Origin of the sequence: Roseateles noduli, assembly GCF_050626985.1 — a bacterium.
In the GTDB taxonomy this organism is placed as follows: Bacteria; Pseudomonadota; Gammaproteobacteria; order Burkholderiales; family Burkholderiaceae_C; genus Roseateles; species Roseateles noduli_A.
Map to the genome: position 1 here is coordinate 5657570 of NZ_CP192463.1, position 18807 is coordinate 5676376.

General features: G+C 69.5%; 18 protein-coding genes. 6 read left to right on the forward strand and 12 right to left on the reverse strand.

All coding sequences use genetic code 11. The features are described 5' to 3' along the window. Nucleotides 1-19 precede the first annotated feature (19 nt). The gene (locus ACQ4L4_RS24705) at nt 20-1033 is read right to left on the reverse strand and encodes an extracellular catalytic domain type 1 short-chain-length polyhydroxyalkanoate depolymerase (protein ID WP_431101444.1); all 1014 of its coding nucleotides are present in this window, start codon (nt 1031-1033) and stop codon (nt 20-22) included. Nucleotides 1034-1194: 161 nt separating this feature from the next. Between ACQ4L4_RS24705 and ACQ4L4_RS24710 the strand changes: the two genes are divergently transcribed. Then, nucleotides 1195-2022: a ferritin-like domain-containing protein gene (locus ACQ4L4_RS24710; protein ID WP_431101445.1), complete on the forward strand. Its 828-nt coding sequence runs from the start codon at nt 1195-1197 to the stop codon at nt 2020-2022. A 142-nt stretch (nt 2023-2164) separates the two neighbouring features. Here ACQ4L4_RS24710 and ACQ4L4_RS24715 read toward each other — a convergent pair whose 3' ends face one another. Beyond that, nucleotides 2165-3061: a LysR family transcriptional regulator gene (locus ACQ4L4_RS24715; RefSeq protein ID WP_431101446.1), complete on the reverse strand. Its 897-nt coding sequence runs from the start codon at nt 3059-3061 to the stop codon at nt 2165-2167. A gap of 102 nt (nt 3062-3163) precedes the next feature. Here ACQ4L4_RS24715 and ACQ4L4_RS24720 point away from each other — a divergent pair, with 102 nt between their 5' ends. From ACQ4L4_RS24720 to tehA, 3 genes are all read left to right on the forward strand, one after another. After that, nucleotides 3164-3715: a carboxymuconolactone decarboxylase family protein gene (locus tag ACQ4L4_RS24720; protein WP_431101447.1), complete on the forward strand. Its 552-nt coding sequence runs from the start codon at nt 3164-3166 to the stop codon at nt 3713-3715. Nucleotides 3716-3823: 108 nt separating this feature from the next. Further along, complete coding sequence (locus ACQ4L4_RS24725) at nt 3824-5500, forward strand: 2Fe-2S iron-sulfur cluster-binding protein (RefSeq protein WP_431101448.1); 1677 nt, start codon at nt 3824-3826, stop codon at nt 5498-5500. A 232-nt stretch (nt 5501-5732) separates the two neighbouring features. Continuing rightward, the gene (gene tehA / locus ACQ4L4_RS24730) at nt 5733-6719 is read left to right on the forward strand and encodes a dicarboxylate transporter/tellurite-resistance protein TehA (RefSeq protein ID WP_431101449.1); all 987 of its coding nucleotides are present in this window, start codon (nt 5733-5735) and stop codon (nt 6717-6719) included. Nucleotides 6720-6749: 30 nt separating this feature from the next. Here the strand turns inward: tehA and ACQ4L4_RS24735 are convergent, their stop codons facing one another. Further along, nucleotides 6750-7694: a LysR substrate-binding domain-containing protein gene (locus tag ACQ4L4_RS24735; protein ID WP_431101450.1), complete on the reverse strand. Its 945-nt coding sequence runs from the start codon at nt 7692-7694 to the stop codon at nt 6750-6752. A gap of 171 nt (nt 7695-7865) precedes the next feature. On the opposite strand from ACQ4L4_RS24735, the gene ACQ4L4_RS24740 reads away from it, so the two are divergent. Further along, nucleotides 7866-8630 (forward strand): SDR family NAD(P)-dependent oxidoreductase, encoded by a 765-nt coding sequence (locus ACQ4L4_RS24740; protein ID WP_431101451.1) that lies wholly within the window; start codon nt 7866-7868, stop codon nt 8628-8630. Nucleotides 8631-8702: 72 nt separating this feature from the next. Here the strand turns inward: ACQ4L4_RS24740 and ACQ4L4_RS24745 are convergent, their stop codons facing one another. From ACQ4L4_RS24745 to ACQ4L4_RS24755, 3 genes are all read right to left on the reverse strand, one after another. Further along, on the reverse strand, nt 8703-10496 hold the full coding sequence (locus ACQ4L4_RS24745; RefSeq protein ID WP_431101452.1) for a glycoside hydrolase family 15 protein: 1794 nt from the start codon (nt 10494-10496) through the stop codon (nt 8703-8705). 138 nt (nt 10497-10634) lie between these two features. After that, a complete protein-coding gene (locus ACQ4L4_RS24750; RefSeq protein WP_431101453.1) occupies nt 10635-11105 on the reverse strand; it encodes a MarR family winged helix-turn-helix transcriptional regulator in 471 nt (156 codons plus the stop codon). 128 nt (nt 11106-11233) lie between these two features. Beyond that, nucleotides 11234-11680 carry an Ohr family peroxiredoxin gene (locus ACQ4L4_RS24755; protein WP_431101454.1) on the reverse strand — a complete coding sequence of 149 codons (447 nt, stop codon included), beginning with the start codon at nt 11678-11680 and terminating at the stop codon, nt 11234-11236. A gap of 248 nt (nt 11681-11928) precedes the next feature. On the opposite strand from ACQ4L4_RS24755, the gene ACQ4L4_RS24760 reads away from it, so the two are divergent. After that, entirely contained in the window at nt 11929-12612 is a 684-nt protein-coding gene (locus ACQ4L4_RS24760) for a glutathione S-transferase family protein (protein WP_431101455.1), read from the forward strand. A 68-nt stretch (nt 12613-12680) separates the two neighbouring features. Here the strand turns inward: ACQ4L4_RS24760 and ACQ4L4_RS24765 are convergent, their stop codons facing one another. The 6 genes from ACQ4L4_RS24765 to ACQ4L4_RS24790 form a co-directional block, all read right to left on the reverse strand. Next, nucleotides 12681-13739 carry an ABC transporter ATP-binding protein gene (locus ACQ4L4_RS24765; RefSeq protein ID WP_431101456.1) on the reverse strand — a complete coding sequence of 353 codons (1059 nt, stop codon included), beginning with the start codon at nt 13737-13739 and terminating at the stop codon, nt 12681-12683. A 64-nt stretch (nt 13740-13803) separates the two neighbouring features. Further along, on the reverse strand, nt 13804-14640 hold the full coding sequence (locus ACQ4L4_RS24770; protein ID WP_431101457.1) for an ABC transporter permease subunit: 837 nt from the start codon (nt 14638-14640) through the stop codon (nt 13804-13806). Next, nucleotides 14637-15470: a hypothetical protein gene (locus tag ACQ4L4_RS24775; RefSeq protein ID WP_431101458.1), complete on the reverse strand. Its 834-nt coding sequence runs from the start codon at nt 15468-15470 to the stop codon at nt 14637-14639. The genes ACQ4L4_RS24770 and ACQ4L4_RS24775 overlap by 4 nt, the downstream gene beginning before the upstream one ends. After that, nucleotides 15467-16459 (reverse strand): alkaline phosphatase family protein, encoded by a 993-nt coding sequence (locus ACQ4L4_RS24780; protein WP_431101459.1) that lies wholly within the window; start codon nt 16457-16459, stop codon nt 15467-15469. Before ACQ4L4_RS24780 ends, ACQ4L4_RS24775 begins: the two co-directional genes overlap by 4 nt. Beyond that, nucleotides 16456-17586, reverse strand: coding sequence for an ABC transporter substrate-binding protein (locus ACQ4L4_RS24785; RefSeq protein WP_431101460.1), 1131 nt, complete (start codon nt 17584-17586; stop codon nt 16456-16458). Before ACQ4L4_RS24785 ends, ACQ4L4_RS24780 begins: the two co-directional genes overlap by 4 nt. Next, nucleotides 17583-18803 (reverse strand): alkaline phosphatase D family protein, encoded by a 1221-nt coding sequence (locus ACQ4L4_RS24790; protein ID WP_431101461.1) that lies wholly within the window; start codon nt 18801-18803, stop codon nt 17583-17585. The genes ACQ4L4_RS24785 and ACQ4L4_RS24790 overlap by 4 nt, the downstream gene beginning before the upstream one ends. Nucleotides 18804-18807: the final 4 nt, after the last annotated feature.

Below are 18807 nucleotides of genomic sequence, written 5' to 3' on the forward strand. Positions count from 1 at the left end.
GCGGGCCATCCCCGCGCACTCAGCGCCTGGACGCGAAGCGCTTCGCGATGAAGCGCCAGATCATCGCCGTCGCGTCCGGACCGTTGGGATCGCTGAACGGCTCCTTCGCGGGCCCGCCGCTCCAGGCATGCGCCAGGCCGTCGATCTCGACGAGCGTCGCCGCGACGGCGCTTCCACGCTTGAAGTCGACGATCGTCATCGGCAGCCGCTTGCCGCGTTGCACCCGACGGTCCTGCACCGTCGCCGCGCCGGCGGCCAGCGCCCACTGGCGCGCGGCCTCGAACGCATTCGGCGTCGCCACGATGCGGTCCTGGTTGCCTTGGATGACGAGCAGCGGCGGCCAGGTCGCACCGCCGTCGACCGCGGCCGCCTCGGCGTGGCCGCGCATGGCACGCAGCGCCGTCGTCGCTGAACTTGCCAGCCCCGGCGGCACGCCCGAATGCATCGCGACCGCCTGGAATCTTTCCGGATGCAGTGTCGCCAGCAAGGCGGCCATGCCCGCGCCGGCGGAGAGTCCCACCAGCGCCACGCGCTCGCGATCGGCGCCGTGGAGTGCACAGACCTGATCGATGGCGGCGAGGATCAGCGCGGCCTCGCCCTGCGCGCGACCGGACTCGGTGTCGAACCAGTTCCAGCAGCGCTGCGGATTGGCGAGCCGGCTCTGCTCCGGATAAAGCACCAGCAAGCGCTCCCGCGCCGCGAGCCGGTTCATCCGCGTGCTGCGCGCGAAGCCGGCCGGGTCCTGGCCGCAGCCGTGCAGCATCACGATCAGCGGCGGACGTTCGCCCGGCGTGAGGCCCGTGGGCCGGAACAGCTTGAAGCGCCGCATGCCCGCCCGCGCGGTCGCCAGCCCGGACAGCCAGTCCCCGAGACCGGGCGACGGATGCGGCGGCGTCTTCTTCAGGCCGGGCACCACATCAGGCGCGGCGCTGCGGGCGGCCTTGGTCGCTGCGCGCATGACCTGGTCCGTCACGGCGCGCAGGCCCTTGTTCCAGGCCTTGCGCAGGGCGGCGGTGGACGAGCGTTTGGGCATCGAGGGGGAGGGTGGACCGACATATTCTGAGGCCTGACCGTGTCGGCGTTCTGCCTCATACCCCTTGAAACAACGATGAGGGGCTGCAATGCCCCATGGATCCTGGGTGTTCTCGAATTGCACGCACACCGATTGCCGCAGCTCGCGCCATGATCGCCCCCATGTCACCGACCCGCTGGTCCCTGCAAGACCTGGACCTCTCCCGCATCGAGCCTGCGCGCGTGCGCGAGCACGATGCGCTCTTCCTGCTGGTCTGCAGCGCCTCGTTCATCGAGAGCGGCAGCGACATGTACACGCGCAACCTGATCGAGCATTTCGCCGACGATGCCGAGGTCGGCGCGTGGCTGCGCGACCACTGGGAGCCCGAGGAACTGCAGCACGGCGCCGCGCTGAAGGCCTATGTGCGGCACGTGTGGCCGGGGTTCGACTGGGAATCGGCCTATGCCGGCTTCTTCGAGGAGTACGCGCGGCTGTGCACCATGGACGAACTCGAGCCCACGCGCGGCCAGGAGATGGTGGCGCGCTGCATCGTCGAGATGGGCACGACGACCTACTACCAGGCCTTGCACGAGGCCACGGACGAGCCGGTGCTGCGTGACCTGTTCTGGCGCATCCGCTGCGACGAGGTGCAGCATTACAAGAACTTCTTCGCCTTCTTCCGCAAGTACCGCGAGATCGAGGGCCTTCACCGCGGACAGGTGCTGGCCGCGCTTGTGCGTCGCGCGTTGGAACTGCGTAAGGAAGACGCTTCGATCGCGTTGAGGCACGCGGTCAACGGGCGCCTGCGCACCGGCGGCGTGGACGGCGGGCCCGCGCCCATCGCCAATGCCGAGCAATTGACGAAGGACGCCATCCAACTCGTCAGTTCGAATCTGCCGATGGGTCTGGCCGTGCGCATGACGCTGAAGCCGCTGCTGCTGCGCCCGGGCGTGCAGCGCGTCGTCGAGCGTCCCCTCGCCGCGCTCGGCCGCCGTGTTTTGCTGACCTGATCCCGCACCCCGCGGCAGATGCAGATGCCAAGGCCCGCATGCCTGGGCCTCACTGGGGCCGGAATGGGGCTTGGGGGTCCTGGAGGGATCCCCCATGCCCCGTGGAGAGCCCGCGCTTGGCGTTGCGCAGTCGTTCCCGTGATCAGCGCCGCAAGTGTTCCACCGCCAGATCGATGAACGCCCGCACCTTGCGCGACGCCCGCAGCCCTTGATGCTGCAGCGCCTGCACGGGCACGGCCGGCGGCGCGTACTTCGCGAGCACCTCCACGAGTTCGCCTGACGCGAGTTGCTTGTCGACCATGTAAGACAGCACGCGCGTGATCCCGAGTCCTTCAGTCGCGGCCACGATCGCGTGGTCGTTGCTGTTGGTGGCCAGCCGCGCCCGCACGGGCACTGCGATGCTCGGCGCGTCAACACCTGACCCCTCGCGGAATTTCCATTCCGTTCCCGGCTCCACGCCGAGCGCCGAGATCACCGTGTGCTTCGCGAGATCCTTCGGCTGTTTCGGTGTCCCGTTCCGCTTGAGATACCCCGGCGACGCGCACACCACGCGCCGCACCGTCGCGAGCGGGGTCGCATGGAAGGACGCATCGGGCAGGTCGCCGATGCGGATCGCGACATCGACGTCCTCGTTGAGCAGGTTGACGTTGCGATCGAGGAAGCGGCACTCGACCTCGGTCTCCGGATAACGCTTCAGGTAGTCGAGCACGACCTCGTTGAGCTTGAGCCGCCCATACATCACCGACGCGCTGACGACGAGCTTCCCGCGCACCGCGCCGTGCGATCCGCTGGCCGCCTGCTCGATGTCCTGCAGCTCGCCGAGCACCCGGCGGCAGTCCTGCGCATAGCGCTGGCCGACCTCGGTGACCTTGACGACGCGCGTCGTGCGTACCAGCAGCCGCACGTTCATCGCGGCCTCGAGCTCGCTCACCGCGCGCGTGACGACCGGCGCGGACACGCCGAGCCGCCGCGCCGCCGCGGAGAAGCCGCCGTCCTGGACGACGGCCACGAAGATCGCCATGGCATCGAGCTTGTCCATATCTTTTCTGATTTTGAAAGAGTCATTTCCCCGGCGCGCCGATTCTCTCCGCAGGGCATGAAGGCCACCATCCGTTCACCTTCAACCCACCGGAGAACTTCCATGAGCCGCATTCACGTCGTCGAGTCGTCCACCGCCACCCCCGAGCAGAAGGCGCTGCTGGACGCGATCCAGGGCCAGCTTGGCATGGTCCCCAACTTTCTCAAGGTCTTCGCCAATTCGACCACGGCGCTGCAGGCCTTCCTCGGCCTGTACGGCGTCGCCAACGGCGGCAGCCTCGATCCGCTGGATCGTGAGCGCATCGCGCTGGCGCTGGCGCAGCAGAACGGTTGCCAGTATTGCGTCTCGGCGCACACGGCGATCGGCCGCAAGACGGGACTGTCCGCCGAAGAGATCGCCGCGGCCCGCGCCGGCACCAGCGAGGATGACACCTCGGCCGCGATCCTGAAGTTTGCGCAGAGCCTGATGGAGAAGCGCGGAGAGATCTCCGCGCTGGAGCTGACCCAGGTCCGCGCCGCCGGTGTCGACGAGGCGCAGATCGTCGAGATCATCACGCACGTCGGCATGAACTTCCTGACCAACATCCTGGGCAAGGCCAGCCTGGTCGAGATCGACTTCCCGAGCGTGAAGCTCGAACTGCCGGCGGCGGCGTAAGCGGCGCCGCTCGCGCGGAACGTCGGCCACGGCCGGCGCCGTTGCCGCCGTCATCGCCATCGCCATCGCCATCGCGACATCCGTCGTCATCCTCATCGGGAGTTCATCATGGGACGCGCCTACTCCGACATCACGTTCACGCCGACGGTCCGCGAGGTCCAGTCGGAAAGGGGGAGTCGCGAGCAGTACGCGTTCCTCGACACGATGAGCGACCGCGGCGATGTGCTGACGCCGCGCGAGTCGCAGTTCCTCGCCGACGCCGATCACTTCTTCCAGGCCACCGTCAGCGAGACCGGCTGGCCTTACGTGCAGCATCGCGGCGGTCCGAAGGGCTTCCTCAAGGTGCTGGACGCGAAGACGATCGGCTTCGCGGATTTCCGCGGCAACGTGCAGTATCTGAGCGTGGGCAATCTGCGGAAGGACGATCGGATCTCGATGATCGTCGTCGACTATCCGAATCGGCGCCGGCTGAAGCTGCTCGGTCGCGTGGAGCTGGTCGAGGCGGGCGACAGCGCGCAGGGCGACGCGGCGATCGCCGCCGTAAGCGACCCCGCCTACGGCGCGACGGTCGAGCGCGCCTTCCTCATCCGCATCGAGGGCTGGGACTGGAACTGCCCGCAGCACATCACGCCGCGCTTCACGGAGGCCGAGGTCGCGACGCTGATGGCGCCGATGCGCGCGCAGGTGCAGAAGCTGAAGACGCAGTTGAGCGAAGCCAAGGCGGCCGTCGCCGCGAGTGCCGAGCCCGCCAGGCCGGTTGAGCCGCTCGCGCTCGGCGACGGCCCGCTCGCGCTGACGATCAGCGGCGTGCGTCAGCTGACGCCGTCGGTCCGCGCGTATGAGCTGCGATCCGCCGACGGCTCTTCGCTGCCGGCGGTCGTCGCGGGCGCCCACCTCGATGTGCCGGTGCGGCTGGCTGATGGCACGCCGTCGACGCGCAGCTACTCGATCGCATCGAGCCCGCATCGCACCGATGCCTACGAGATCGCCGTGCTGCACGAGCCCGAGGGCAAGGGCGGGTCGGCGGCCGTGCATCAGGACTTCGCCCTCGGTGTCCGCCTGAACTGCGGGCTGCCGAGCAACGCGTTCGCGCTGGTCGAAGCACCGCTGGGAACGCCGCATGGGACGCACCACGAGACACCCCACCAGACACCGCAAAAATCGGCGCTGATCGCTGGCGGCATCGGCATCACGCCGATCAAGGCGATGGCCCATGCGCTCGCCGCGCGGGGCGAGGCCTTCGAGCTGCATTACGCGGTCCGATCCCGCGCGGAGGCACCTTTCCTCGGTCAGCTGATCGAGGCATTCGGCGATCGCGTCAAGGTGCATGCGAAGGACGCGGGCGATCGCCTCGATGTCGCGGCGCTGATGCTCGCCCTCGGCGAGTCCGATCATGTCTATGTCTGCGGCCCATCTCGCCTGATCGACGCCGTCTCGGCGGCCGCCGCATCCGCCGGCGTCCCCACCGGACGCGTTCACTTCGAGAAATTCAGCGTCGACACCGCCAGGCCCGACGACCGCGCGTTCGTCGTCCACCTCGTCCGCAGCGGCAGGGACATCGTCGTCCCCGCCAACCGGTCCATCCTCGAGGCCGCGGAGGCGCAGGGCGTGCGGGTGCCGGCGTCGTGCCGCATCGGGAACTGCGGCACCTGCGCGACGCGTGTCGTCGCCGGCACGCCCGAGCATCGCGACGAGGTGCTCACCGACGCGCAGAAGACGGAGCAGCAGCTGATGTGTGTCTGCGTGTCGCGGACCGCCGGCGAGGCGCTGACGCTCGACCTTTGACTCCGCCGATTCATCGGTCTCATCGGTCTCCCCGGCCTCCCCGGCCTCCTCGGTCTCCTCGGCCTCCTCGGCCTGTCGCGAATCTCCGACTCCGCAGATCGCACGTCGGGCCCGTTCCCCGCCGCCTTTGGAGGGCGCTGCCAACAGCGTCCTGTTGATCCCCCGAGGGTCCGCTCCTACAGTCCGCACGTCCGACCGCTCCCCCGGTCGTCGCGCGCGCAGGAGCACCCCGATGAATCTTTCCCGATGGGCGGTCCCCGCCTCCTACTTCAGCATGGTGCTGGGCCTGACGGGCCTGGGCAACGGCTGGCGCGTGGCGGCGCGCCTGTGGGGCTTCCCCGCCTGGATCGGCGAGTCCGTGATGGCGATCGCCGTGGCGGTGTGGGCGGTGCTGCTGATCCGATTCGCGATCAAGTGGATCGCGGTCCGCGAGGCGGCGAAGGCCGAGGCCGCGCATCCGATCCAGTGCTGCTTCATCGCCCTGGTGCCGGTGGCGACGATGCTCGCCGGCATCGGCGTGCTGCCGCATGCGCACGGCGCGGGGACGGTGCTGATCCTCGCGGGCGCGGTGGCGTCGCTGCTCTTCGGGCTGTGGCGCCACGGCGGGCAATGGCGCGGCGGGCGCGACGACAAGGCCACGACGCCGGTGCTCTACCTGCCGACGGTCGGCGCCAACCTGGTGTCCGCGATCGGGATGTCGGCGCTCGGCTGGCCGACCTGGGGCCAGCTCTTCTTCGGCGCCGGCGTGCTGGCCTGGATCGTCCAGGAGTCCATCATCCTGGGCCGCCTGCTGACCGTCGAGGCGATGCCCCTGGCGCTGCGGCCGACGGTCGGCATCCAGATGGCGCCGCCGGCGGTCTCGCTGCTGGCCTACGCCGCGGTCACCGTCGGTCCGCCGGACGTGTTCGCCCGCATGCTGCTGGGCTACGCGATCGTGCAGGCCCTGATGGTGCTGCGGCTGATGCCGTGGATCCGGCAGCCATTCACGCTGTCGTACTGGGCCTTCACCTTCGGCGCGACGGCGATCTCCACCGGCACCATGCGCTTCGCCGAGCGCGGCGACGATCCGATCTTCACGACGCTCGCGCCGGTGCTCTTCGCGATGAGCAACGTCGTCATCGTCGGGCTGTCGATCGCGTCGGTGCTGTGGGCGCTGCGCGCGAAACCGGCCCCATCGCCGGCGACGGCCACGCCGTCCGGCGGCACGCCGACGCGCTGAGCCACGGGGTCGCCGCGCCGGCCGCCTGATTCAGCGCCGGTCGTCGAAAGGCGCGAACACCTCCGCGACCCAGTCGACGAACAGCCGCAGCTTCGCGCTCAGGTGCCGCGACGCCGGGTAGACCACGTGCAGCGGATGGCGCGGCCGGGTCCAGTCGTCGAGGACCGTGCGCAGCGAGCCGGTCTCCAGATGCGGCGCCGCCGCGAAGCGGAAGGTCTGTCCCAGCCCCGCACCCGACAGCAGCGTGCTGAGATGCGCGGTGCTCTCGTTGACGGCCATCACCGCCTCGCCGGCGATCAGCAGGTGTTCGTCGCCGCGGTGGAACTCCAGCGGAAACGCCCGGCCCGTCAGCGACGAGAAGTAGCCCGCGATCGCATGTCCGGGCACGCGGGCGCGATCCTCGGGGCCATGGGCCCGCGCGATCAACTCGGATGGATGCTTGGGCACGCCGCGCGCCTTCAGGTAGACCGGGCTCGCGCAGGTGACCCAGTCGAGGTCGGCGATGCGGCGCGCCACCAGCGTGTTGTCCGCCAGCTCGCCGCCGCGGATCACGCAGTCGACGCCTTCGCCGATGAGGTCGACGGGCCGGTCGCTGACGCCCAGGTCCACGTGCAGCTCGGGATGGCGCGCGCGGAAGTCGGGCAGGGCGGGGATCAGGATCATGTTGGCCAGCACCGAGCCGACGTCCACGCGCAGCCGGCCCCGCGCCTGCGCGCGTGATCGGGCGGCCAGCTCATCCATCTCCGCGAGGTCGTCGATCAGGCGCCGGGCGCGCTCGTAGTACGCGGCGCCTTCGGGCGTCACGCTGACGCGCCGCGTCGTGCGCTGCAGCAGCCGCGTGCCGAGGTGGCGCTCCAGGTCCTGCACCAGCTTCGTCACGGTCGGACGCGGGATGTTCATCGCGTCCGCGGCCTTCGAGAACGCGCCCGATTCAGCGATGCGCACGAAGACGCGCAAGGCAAGCAACTGGTCCATCGAAGGGCTCTCTTGTTCGTGTTGGCGCGTCGATGCGCGCGGACGTCGACGCTTGAATGGCTCGATTATTCAGGATCTGGAAAAAAGAAGTCGTGATCGACGACTTTATTCGAAGAGGACGAATTCTTAAGCTTCGCTCACCTCTTCACCACTTCCTGAATGGAGCGAAACATGAGCAAGCAACTTGAAGGCAAGGTCGCGGTCGTGACCGGCGGCACCACCGGCATCGGCCTGGCGGCGGCGAAGGCCTTCGCGTCGGAAGGCGCGGTCGTCTACATCACCGGTCGTCGCAAGCCGGAGCTCGACGCCGCGGTGGCGGCGATCGGCACGAATGCGATCGGCGTGCAGGCGGACTCGACGAAGCTGGCCGATCTCGACCGGCTGTACGCCGAGGTCGGCGAGCGCCATGGCCGTCTGGACGTGCTCTACGCCAATGCCGGCGGCGGCACGATGGCCCCGCTGGGCGAGCTGACCGAGCAGCACGTCGACGAGACCTTCGAGCGCAACGTCAAGGGCGTGATCTTCACCGTGCAGAAGGCGCTGCCGCTGCTCGACAAGGCGAGCCACGGCGCGTCGGTGATCCTGGCCGGATCGACGACGAGCTCGATGGGCACGGCCAACTTCAGCATCTACAGCGCGACGAAGGCGGCGGTGCGCAACCTGGCGCGCAGCTGGATCCTGGACCTGAAGGGCCGTGCGATCCGCATCAACACGCTGTCCCCGGGCCCGATCCACACGCCGGGTCTGGTGGAGCTGGCCGGCCCCGATCCGGCCAACCAGCAGGGCCTGCTGGACTACCTGACCTCGCAGCTGCCGATCGGCCGCATCGGCCAGCCGGAGGACATCGCGAAGGCGGCGGTCTACCTGGCCTCGGACGCCTCGTCCTTCGTCACCGGCATCGAGCTGTTCGTCGACGGCGGGATGGTGCAGGCCTGAGCCTCGACGGGGCGGGCCGCGCGGCCGCGCCGCGACCGGTCCGCGGCGCTCACGCCGGTGTGGCGTGGCGCGTCAGATCTTGGATTCCCACGGTCGTGACAGCCGCACCGCCCCGTTGATGATGCCCACCATCGAGTAGGTCTGCGGGAAGTTGCCCCAGAGCTCGCCGGTGACGGGGTGGGTGTCCTCGGACAGCAGGCCGAGGTGGTTGCGCGAGGCGAGCAGCGCCTCGAACAGCTCCCGCGCCTGCTCGACGCGTCCGATGCGCGCGAGCGCGTCGATGCGCCAGAACGCGCAGATGTTGAACGAGGTCTCGGGCTTGCCGAAGTCGTCCGGCGCCTCGTAGCGGCGCATGTAGGGGCCGTCGCAGAGCGAGGCCTCCAAGGCATCGACGGTCTTGATGAAGCGCGGATCCATCGGATCGATGAAGCCGACCTCGGTCATCAGCAGCACGCTGGCGTCGAGGTCCTTGCCGCCGAAGCTCTCGACGAAGGCCTGGCGCTGTTCGCTCCAGGCGTTGTCGAGGATCTTCTGCTTGATCAGCGCGGCGCGTTCCGTCCAGAGCGCGGCGCGCTCCGGCAGGTCGAGCACGTTGGCGATCTTGGCCAGGCGGTCGCAGGCGGCCCAGTTCATCAGCACCGACGAGGTGTGGACGCGGGCCCGCGTGCGCAGCTCCCACATGCTGGCGTCGGGCTTGTCGTGGATGGCGAAGGCCTGCTCCCCGGCGCGTTCCAGCAGCGCGAACTCGTCGATGCCCGCGCGCTGGTGCAGGCGGTGGTCGAAGAAGGACTGCGCCGAGCCCAGCACGATGTTGCCGTAGACGTCGTGCTGGAAATGCTCGTAGGCCTGGTTGCCGGCGCGCACCGGGCCCATGCCGCGGTAGCCGCGCAGGTGCGGGACCATGTACTCGGTCAGCTTGGCCTCGAGCCCGATGCCGTAGAGCGGCTGCACGTGACCGTCCTTGGACTGGCCGATGATGTTGCGCATCCAGCGCAGGTAGTCCTCCATCGTGCCTGTCTCGGACAGGCTGTTGAGCGCGCGCACGACGAAGAACGCGTCGCGCAGCCAGCAATAGCGGTAGTCCCAGTTGCGCTGCGTGTGCGGGGCCTCGGGCACGCTGGTGGTCATCGCGGCGACGATGGCACCCGTCTCCTCGAAGAGGCACATCTTCAGCGTGATCGCGGCGCGGATCACGGCCTCCTGCCATTCGAGCGGGATGGCCAGGCGGCGTGTCCAGTCGCGCCAGTAGCTGATGGTCTTCTCCTCGAGCAGCCGGGCGGTGTCCTCGACCGCGCGGTCCAGCGTCTCGTCGGGGCCGAAGATGAAGCTCATCGGCATGTCGAGCGCGAAGGGCGTCTCTTCCTGCACGTAGGTGAGCGGCGCGTTGGTGGTCAGGCGGATGGTGCCTTCCGGGCCGACGAAGCGCAGGTGGTTGCTGCCGCGTGTGCGGGCCGGGTGGGCGGAGCCCCACTGGATGACGGGCCGCAGGATGACGCGGATGCGCGGATGGCCCTGGATCGGGCGCATGCGCCGCACCAGCATCATGGGCCGGTAGGGCCGGTCGTTGAGGAAGAAGCGCGGCATGAAATCGGTGATCTCGATGCCGTTGCCGTGCGTGTCGTAGAGGCGGGTGCGCAGCACGGCGGTGCCGTGGTCGTAGGACTGCTCGCTGCGGGAAAAATCTTCCAGCTCGATCTGGAAGGTGCCGTCAGGACCGATGCCGTCCGGGGAGTCGATGAGCGCGTGGAAGACGGGATCGCCGTCGAAGCGCGGGGCGCAGCACCAGACGACGCGGGCGCGGTCGTCGATCAATGCGCTGACGGCGCAGTTGCCGACGAGGCCCAGTTTCAGAGAGGCGGCTTCCATCGGTCCTCCTTTTGTTCGTCGTTCTTGCGATGTTGCACGGACGGGAACCGGGCAGGAGGCAAAGACCGTTCCCGTGAAGGGGGAGGCGGCCACCACGAGGGCGGTAGGCGATGGAAACAGAATGTGGGCGGCCTGGAATCAGGCGTCGGCCTCTCCGGTGGAGGCGATCAGGCTGTCGCGCAATGCCGCGATGCTCTTCTGCACGCGGGCGAACTCGTCGGGCGACAGACCGGTGGCGGCCAGCAGCGGGGAATTGAGTTCCACCGCCTTGTCGCGCAGCTTGCGGCCGCTGCGGGTCAGGCGCACGCGGACGATGCGCTCGTCCGCCGAGTCGCGCTGCCGCTCGACGTAACCCATCGCCTCGAGCTTCTTGAGCATCGGCGTCAGGGTGTTGGACTCGAGGAACAGCTTGGCCCCGAGGCTGCCGACGGTCTGGTCGTCCTCCTCGGCGAGGGCGACCACGGCGATGTACTGCGTGTAGGTGAGTCCGAGCTGGTCCAGCATCGGCTTGTACGCCCGGCCGAAAGCCAGGTTGGCCGAGTACACGGCGAAGCACAGGTACTCGGCGAGCGGGAACGCCTCGACAGGCGGCTTCTTGGCTGCGGACATCGAAATCCCTCGTGGTCGGATGCGTGGACGCGGCGCGTCCATCGCATGCGACTTTATCGTGCCTTCGATGTCCATGAATGACGCATGCGTATTGATCGCATGCGACATATGTGGGCAGGGAAGTCGGCTCAGGCCGTCGTCACCGTCAACGCCACGTCGATGTTGCCGTGCACCGCCTTGGAGTAGGGGCAGGTCCGGTCCGCTTCGCGGGCCAGCGCCTCGGCGACTTCCTGGTTGAGGCCGGGCAGCCGCACGTTCAGGCGGGCCTGCAGGAAGTAGGCATTGCCGGTCATGCCGAGGTCCACCTCGATGTCGACGGCCATGTCGTCGGGCAACGTCAGCTTGCGGGCGCTGGCGGCCAGGCCGATCGCGCCGGTGTAGCAGGCCGACCAGGCGCCGGCGAAGAGTTGTTCCGCGGTCGGGTGGGGCACGATGGCGTCGAACTGGTGCGTCGGCGCGCCGGGGGCGGTCAGGGTCATGTTCACCTTGTAGTCGTGACGGCTGGCCTTGGAGCCGCCGCCCGCCACTTGCGTGTGGGTCTTGCCGGTCAGGAGGACTTTGTCGATCTTGGTCATGATGGATTCCTGGGAGTCTGGGGAGATTGAGGGGGGAGGCTCTTGATCGGATGCGCTTCAATCGCATGCGATGGATTTAATGTAGTGGAGGGGAGTGGAAACGTCAAGCGCCGAGAGGCCGCCCGTCTTGCCGCGCCGTGGCGCGGTCCTGAAACTTAGGCGACGGGGATCGAAAGCGCTGCCCCTAACTTGGTCCCGTGAGGGCGAGTTAACCTGTCTCGCAAGGCAACCCCATCAAGGTGAATGACATGGCGCTGAGCCTGCACTTCCATCCGCTCTCATCGTTCTGCCACAAGGCGCTGATCGCGTTGAACGAGCTGGACATCGACGTCGAGCGGCGTTTCCTGGACCTCGGCGATCCGGCGCAGCGGACGGCGTTCCTCGCGCGTTGGCCGACGGGGAAGATGCCGCTGCTGGTCGACGGCGATCGCGTGGTGCCGGAGACCAGCGTGATCATCGAGTACCTCGCCAAGCGATACGGGCGGCCGGATCAGCAGCTGGTGCCGACGGATGAGGACGCGGCGCTGGAGGTGAGGTTGATGGATCGGCTGCTCGATCTCTACGTGATGCTGCCGATGCAGGCGATCGTCGGGGACCGGTTGCGCGCGGAAGCGGACCGCGATCCGATCGCCGTGAAGAAGGCGCGCGACACGCTGGCGATGGCGTACGGGATGCTGGATGAGCGGATTGCCGATCGCGCGTGGGCCGCGGGCGAGCACTTCAGCATGGCGGACTGCGCGGCGGCGCCGTCGCTGTTCTATGCGGCGACGCTGGTGCCGTTCGCGCCCTCGCAGCAGCGGCTCGAGGCGTACTTCGAGCGTTTGATGCAACGCCCGTCGGTCGTGCGCACGCTCGAGGAGGCGAGGCCGTACTTCAAGTTCTATCCGTATCGGGAGGCGTTGCCAGTGGCGTATCGCCCGAAGATCGACTGACCGGCCTCAACCGCCCTTGCCCTGCGGCATGAGCCGCAACCGGGATCGTCGCCATGCCGCACCGGCGGCTATCCCTCGATCCACCGCAACGCCGGTTCGGCGATCGCCACCTGCACCACGCTGCCGGGAGCGAGCTCGGCCTCTTCATGACTGCGCCACAGCGTCAGCGTCTGTCCCCCCGGCCCCTCCAGCTCACACGCCACGCGCTGCTGCCCGGGATAACTCGCCCGCAGCGTGGCCGTGAATCGCAGCGCTTCCCGCGATGCGTCGCCGGCACCCTGGCCATCCTCGAGCACCAGCGCCTCCACGGGCGCGATCCAGTGGCCGCGGTCGCGTCGCCACGCGCTGTCCAAGGTTCGTGCGTCCAACCGATTGAAGATCCCGAGGAAGTCCGCCACCCGCCGGTTCGCCGGTGCGCGCCGCAGCTCGCGCGGCGACGCGCATTGCGCGATGACGCCGTCGAACATGACCGCCACGCGGTCGGCGATTTCGAATGCTTCCTCGCGGTCGTGCGTGACGATCACGCAGCTCTGGCCGAGCTCGCGCTGCAGCTGCCGGAACTGCCGCCGCAGCGGCAGCCGGAAGTGCTCGTCGAGCGCGGAGAACGGCTCGTCCATCAGCAGCAGCATCGGCCGCGTCGCCAGCGCCCGTGCGAGCGCCACGCGTTGACGCTGTCCGCCCGACAGCGCCTGCGGCAGCCTGTCCGCCAGCGCGCGCAGGTCGATGAGATCGAGCAGCTCGTCCGCCCGCGAGTCTGCGAGCGCATCCTCCTCGCCGCGCGCCAGCGGGCCGAAGCGGATGTTCTCCCTCACCGAGAGATTCGGGAACAGCGCGTAGTGCTGGAACACCATGCCGATGTCGCGCTGCTGCGGTCGCAACGACTCCACGTACTGTCCCGCCATCGCGATGGACCCGCGGTCCAGCCGCTGCAGCCCCGCGATCGAGCGCAGCAGCGTCGTCTTGCCGCAGCCCGAGGCGCCCAGCAGCGCGACGACTTCGCCGCGCGCCAGCGTCAGGTCGATGCCGCGCAGCACCGGTCGCCCGCCCAGCGCGAGCTCGGCGCCGCGGACCGCGAGTTGCGCCGGCACGTCGGCATCGTGGGAAGTCGAAGGAGCGGTCGAGGTCATCGCACGGAGGTCGTTGAAGTGAAGCGGGAACGCAAGGTCGTGGCGAGGCGGGCGCTCATCGGCGCTACGCGGCTGACGTCCAGCGGCGGGTGAGCGCGGCGACCGCCGCGACGACCGCGCCGACACCGGCGAAGGCCAGCACCATCAGCGCCGCCGCCTGGTGGCCGTTGGCGTTGCGCAGGCTGTTCATCAGCGGTTGCAGCAGCTCCAGCTGCCCGCCGAGCAGCAGGTTGGCGATCGCGAATTCCATCGCCGCCGTGACCCACGCGAGCAGGAACGCCGCGAGCAGCGCCGGCGCCAGCATCGGCAGCAGCACGCGTCGCACCGTGTGGCCGTCGCTCGCGCCCAGCGTGCGGCCCGCCTCGATCAGCGAGGCCGCGTTCAACTGCGCGAGCGCCGATTGCAGCGTCTTGTGGATCAGCGGAAAGAGCGTCGGCGCGACCACCGCGACGTAGACGAGCGGGAGCGGCAGCCAGCCGCCCCAGCGGCCGACGAAGAGCTCCAGCGCGCTGATCGCGATCACCACCGGCGCGATCGCGAAGGGCAGCAGCGCCACGAGGTCCAAGCTGCGCTGCAGTCGACGTGCGGCCGGGCCGTCGTCGAGCTGCACCGCGAGGGCCGCGGGAATCGTCGCCAACGCGCCGCAGAGCAGCGCCAAGGTCGCGCTCGCCAAGGCGAGCAGCGTCGTGCGCACCACCGCGCCCTGCACGCGCGGATCGGCGACGGCATCGACGATCCAGCGCAGCGTCGGATCCTCCGGCCACCAGTGGCGGTCCCATCGCCCGGTGAGGCCGTAGACCAGCAAGGCCGCCATCGGCACGAGCACCACGATCAGCAACGCCGACAGCGCGAGCGTCGAGATCACGGGACGGTTCGTGGTGGAGGTCGAGGTGGCGCTCATGCGTGGCCCCTCCGCAGTCGCGCTGCCGTCCAGCGCGTCAGGCCGATCACCACCGCGAGCATTGCGAACAGCACCAGCGCCAGCAGCGCCGACAGCTCGGGCTGCGCAAAGATGTCGCCGCTCACCAGCGAGGCGATGCGCACCGCGAGCACATGCGCCGCCGTGCCGCTCAGCGCGAACGGCGTGGCGAAGGCCGCCGCTGCGTTGGCGAAGAGAAGACCGAAAACTTCCACCAGACTCGGCAGCATCAACGGCAGACCGACGCGCTGCCAGTACAGCACCGGCCCCGCGCCGAGCGTGGCTGCGGCGTCCTGCAGCGAGCCGTCCAGCATCTTGACTGGCGCGATGAGCAGCAGCGTCGCGAGCGGTGCCTGGAAGCAGACATAGGCGAGCAGCAGTCCGTCCAACCCCTGCAGGTCCACCCATGGCGCGAGCCCGGCGGCCTGCATCGTCGCCGTCACGACGCCTTGCGCGCCGAAGAGCAGCAGCAGCGCCACCGCGAGCGGCACGCCGGAGAAGTTGGCGCCGAGGCTCGCGAGCAGGGTCACCGAGGACTCCAGCCGCGGCACGCGCAGCAGCGCGATCGCCGCGCCGAGACCGATGGCCAGGCCGATCAGCGCCGACAGCATGCCCAGCCACAGCGTGTTCCAGGCGGCTTCGAGGTAGTAGCCGTCGGCGGTCAGCTCGCCGATGGCGCAGCCGTTGCCCTGGCCGATGCAGTCGACCAGGAGCGAGATGGCGCGCCAGCCGAAGGGCAGCAGCAGGGCGGCTGCCGTCAGCAGGAGCAGCGGCCCGGCGAGGCGCGTGGCGGTCCGCGCGTTCAGGCTCATGCGAGCGCGCCGCCCATGGCGTCCTTGATGCCCAGCCGCGCAAGGATCCAGTCCGCGATGCCGGTCTGACGCTCGGGCAATTCCAAGCCCACCGCGCCGTCGTGCGGCACCCAGACGAGCGGAACCTCGCGCTCGACCGGCAGCGGGCCGCCGTGCATGCGATCGGCGTTCATGCCGTGGTCGCTGGTCAGCAGCAGGTCGAAGCCGTCGGCGTGCCAGCGCGGCAGCAGCTGCGCGAGCAGCATGTCGAGCTTGCGCGCGCTCATCGCGTACTGCGTCGATTCACCGCCGTGCACATGACCCGCGAGGTCCGGCCCCATCGGATGGATGAACAGCAGCGACGGGCCTTGCACCGGCAGGTGCGCGCGGCGCAGTGCTTCGGCATCGGCGAGCAGGTGGCTGTCGGGATAGTCGTCCTCCCAGTACCAGCGCGCCGCCTGGATGCCGCAACCGGTCGGCACCGCGTCGCGATGGCGCAGCGGATCAAAGACCTCGCCCGCCAGCAGCTCGTAGAACCAGTGATACGCGGCGACCGCCGCGGGCACGCCCTGCGCGTCCAGCCGCTGGAACAGGTGATGCGCGAGCCGCTGCCCCGCCTGACCGTTCCCGAGGATCCCGTGCGTCAACGGCGGCTCGCCGTTGATCACCGTCGCGTACAGCGGGCGCGACAGGCTCGGCAGCTCGCAGCGCAGCGAGCGCCATTGCGCGCGGCCCGCCTCGTTGAGCGCCTGCAGGTAGCCCATGTAGTCGCGCGCGGTGTCGGCGCGCAGACCGTCGGCCAGCAGCACGACCAGCTTGCGCGCCGGATCCGCCGCCTGGGCGATCGCAGCGGCCGCTTCCGCCGCGGCGTCGATCGAGGACGAGGAGGTCGGCAGCGAGGCTGGCGGGGCAGTGGAGATGGTTGCGGCCGCGGCCGTGGGCGAAGGCGCTCCGGCGCTCGTCGAGGCGCCCGGGAAGGGAGGAGGAAGAGGGCCGGTGCTCGTGGTCATCGCGCCGCTCCCAGCACCTCGCGCTGCCACGCGCGTGGGAGCTTCTTGACCTCTTCGGTCCACACGGCGGGCTTCAGCGCACGGGCTTTCGCGTACTGCGCCTCGGGCACCAGCAGCGCCTTCAGGTCCGGCGGCAGCGGCAGCTGCGCGATGCGGATCGGCCGGGCGTGACCGCGCGCGAGGTTCATCTGGCCGGCATCGCTGAAGATGTATTCGCGCGCCAGCATCGCGGCGTTCGGATGCGGCGCCCAGCGGTTGAGGATCGTCGTGTAGCCGCTGGTGATCGAGCCGTCCGACGGGATCAGCACCTCGTAGTCCGCCGCGTTGGGCAGCTTCGCGCGGTAGGACAGGGCGTTGAAGTCCCACAGCAGGAAGACGTCGGCCTCGGCCCGCTCCAGCAGCGCGGGCGTCGCGTTGGTGCCGATCAGGCGCTTGTCCTTCGCGATCTGCGCGAAGGCGGCCAGCGCCGGCTGCAGCTTGGTCTCGTCGCCGCCCAGCGCGACCGCCGCCGCCAGCACCGCCGCGTTGGACTGCGCCGCGCGGCCGACCTCGCCGATCATCACGCGTGCCTTGGACGCGAACAGCGCCTGCCAGCTGCGCGGCACGTCCTTCAGCCGCTTGCGGTTGACCGCGAACGCGATCGTGCCGGTGTAGGCGAGCGCCCAATGGCCGTCGGCATCCTTGGCCCAGTCCGGCACCTGCGCCCAGGTCGTCGGCTTGTAGGGCTGCGTGATGCCGCGCGCCTTCGCGATCGCGCCGAACTCGAAACCCACGTCGCCGATGTCCGCGCTCGCGTTGGATTTCTCGGCCTCGATCTTGGCGATCTCCTCGGCGCTGCTCATGTCGGTGTCGACATGCGCCAGGCCGTAGAGCCGCTGCAGGTCGGCCCAGGTCGCGCGCCAGTTGGCCCAGTCGTCGGGCATGCCCAGGCTGTTCACGCGGCCCTCCTTGCGGGCGGCGGTCATCAGCGCGTCCAGCGCGATCGAGGCCGGCTGGCCGCCTTGCGCCGCGGCGTCAAACGCAAAAAGCCCGAATGACACGGGCAGGAGGGCGGGCAGTGCCGCGGGCACGAGGGCCGGCAGCGAAGCGGGCAGGGTCCGCAGCAGGCTGCGTCGGGACAGGGTCATGCGGTCTTCTCCTTGGCCGGGAAGCGCAGGCCCGACAACGTCAGGGCCTTCGTCACCTTGGCCTTTCCATTCACGTCGCACAGCGCGAAGCGCAGGCGAAGATCATCCTCTCCTTCGGTGACAGGCTCGATGTCGAGCACGCCGAAGTTGAGTTCCGCCATCACCGCCGAGCGCCGGTTGCGGTTGGGCGTGGGGATGTCCCAGACCTCGGTCAGGCCGCTGGAGGTCGCGTCCCACAGCGGGTAGCCTCCGTCGACATCGATGCTGGAGAGCTCCGCGTAATGCATGTCGCCGCTGAGGAAGACGACGCCTTCGGCGCGCGTCGTGCGGATCAGCTCGACCAGCCGGGCGCGCTCCCGCGGAAAGTTGGCCCAGCCTTCCCAGCCGCTGCCATCGGCCGCGAACTGCACGCTGGAGCCGATCAGCCGCACGTCCGCCGGCACGCGCAGCTGGGCTTCGAGCCAGGTCCACTGCGCCTCGCCGAGCAGCGTCGCCTCGGGCCGCGCGTCCGGCACGTACCAGCCGGTCATCGGCTGTCCGCTGAGCTTGGCGCGCAGCACCATCGCCGCGTAGCTCGACTTCAGCGACGGGTCCGCCGTCAGCATCGTGCGGTTGAAGCGCAGGTCCGGCAGGATCATCTGGATGCGCCGGCCGAACGCTTCGAAGACATAGCTCTGGTAGATGCCGTCCGCGCGCCGGCGCGGCGAGTCGGCCGGCTCGTTCCACGCATCGCAGAACAGCTGCTGCGAGAGCTGCTTGAGCGGATAGTCCGCGCCTTCGTCGTCGTCGCCGAAGTCGTGGTCGTCCCAGATCGCGACGTGGCGCGTCGAGCGCCGGAATGCCTGCAGCGGCTCCACCGCCATGAACTCGGCGTAACGCTGTCGCAGCGTGGCTTCGTCGCGGGCATCGGCGTACAGGTTGTCGCCGAGGAAGACGAACAGGTCCGGCTTCGCCGCCCCGATCGCGCGCCAGATCGGCTGCGGCTTGGACTGCTTCGCGCAGGACCCGAAGGCGACGCGGAAGCGCCGGGGCGCCTCCGCATCGATCTTCGCGGTCGGTTCGGCGACCGGAGTCGCCGGGTCCGCCGAGTCCGTCGCGGCGCAGCCTGCCAGCGGCACCGCGATAGGCGCCGCCAGCGAACCCGCCAGCAGCTGACGGCGTGTCAGCCGGGCGCCCGCATCGGGAGCGCCCTTCACGTCATCGACGTCCCCGGCCATGGCC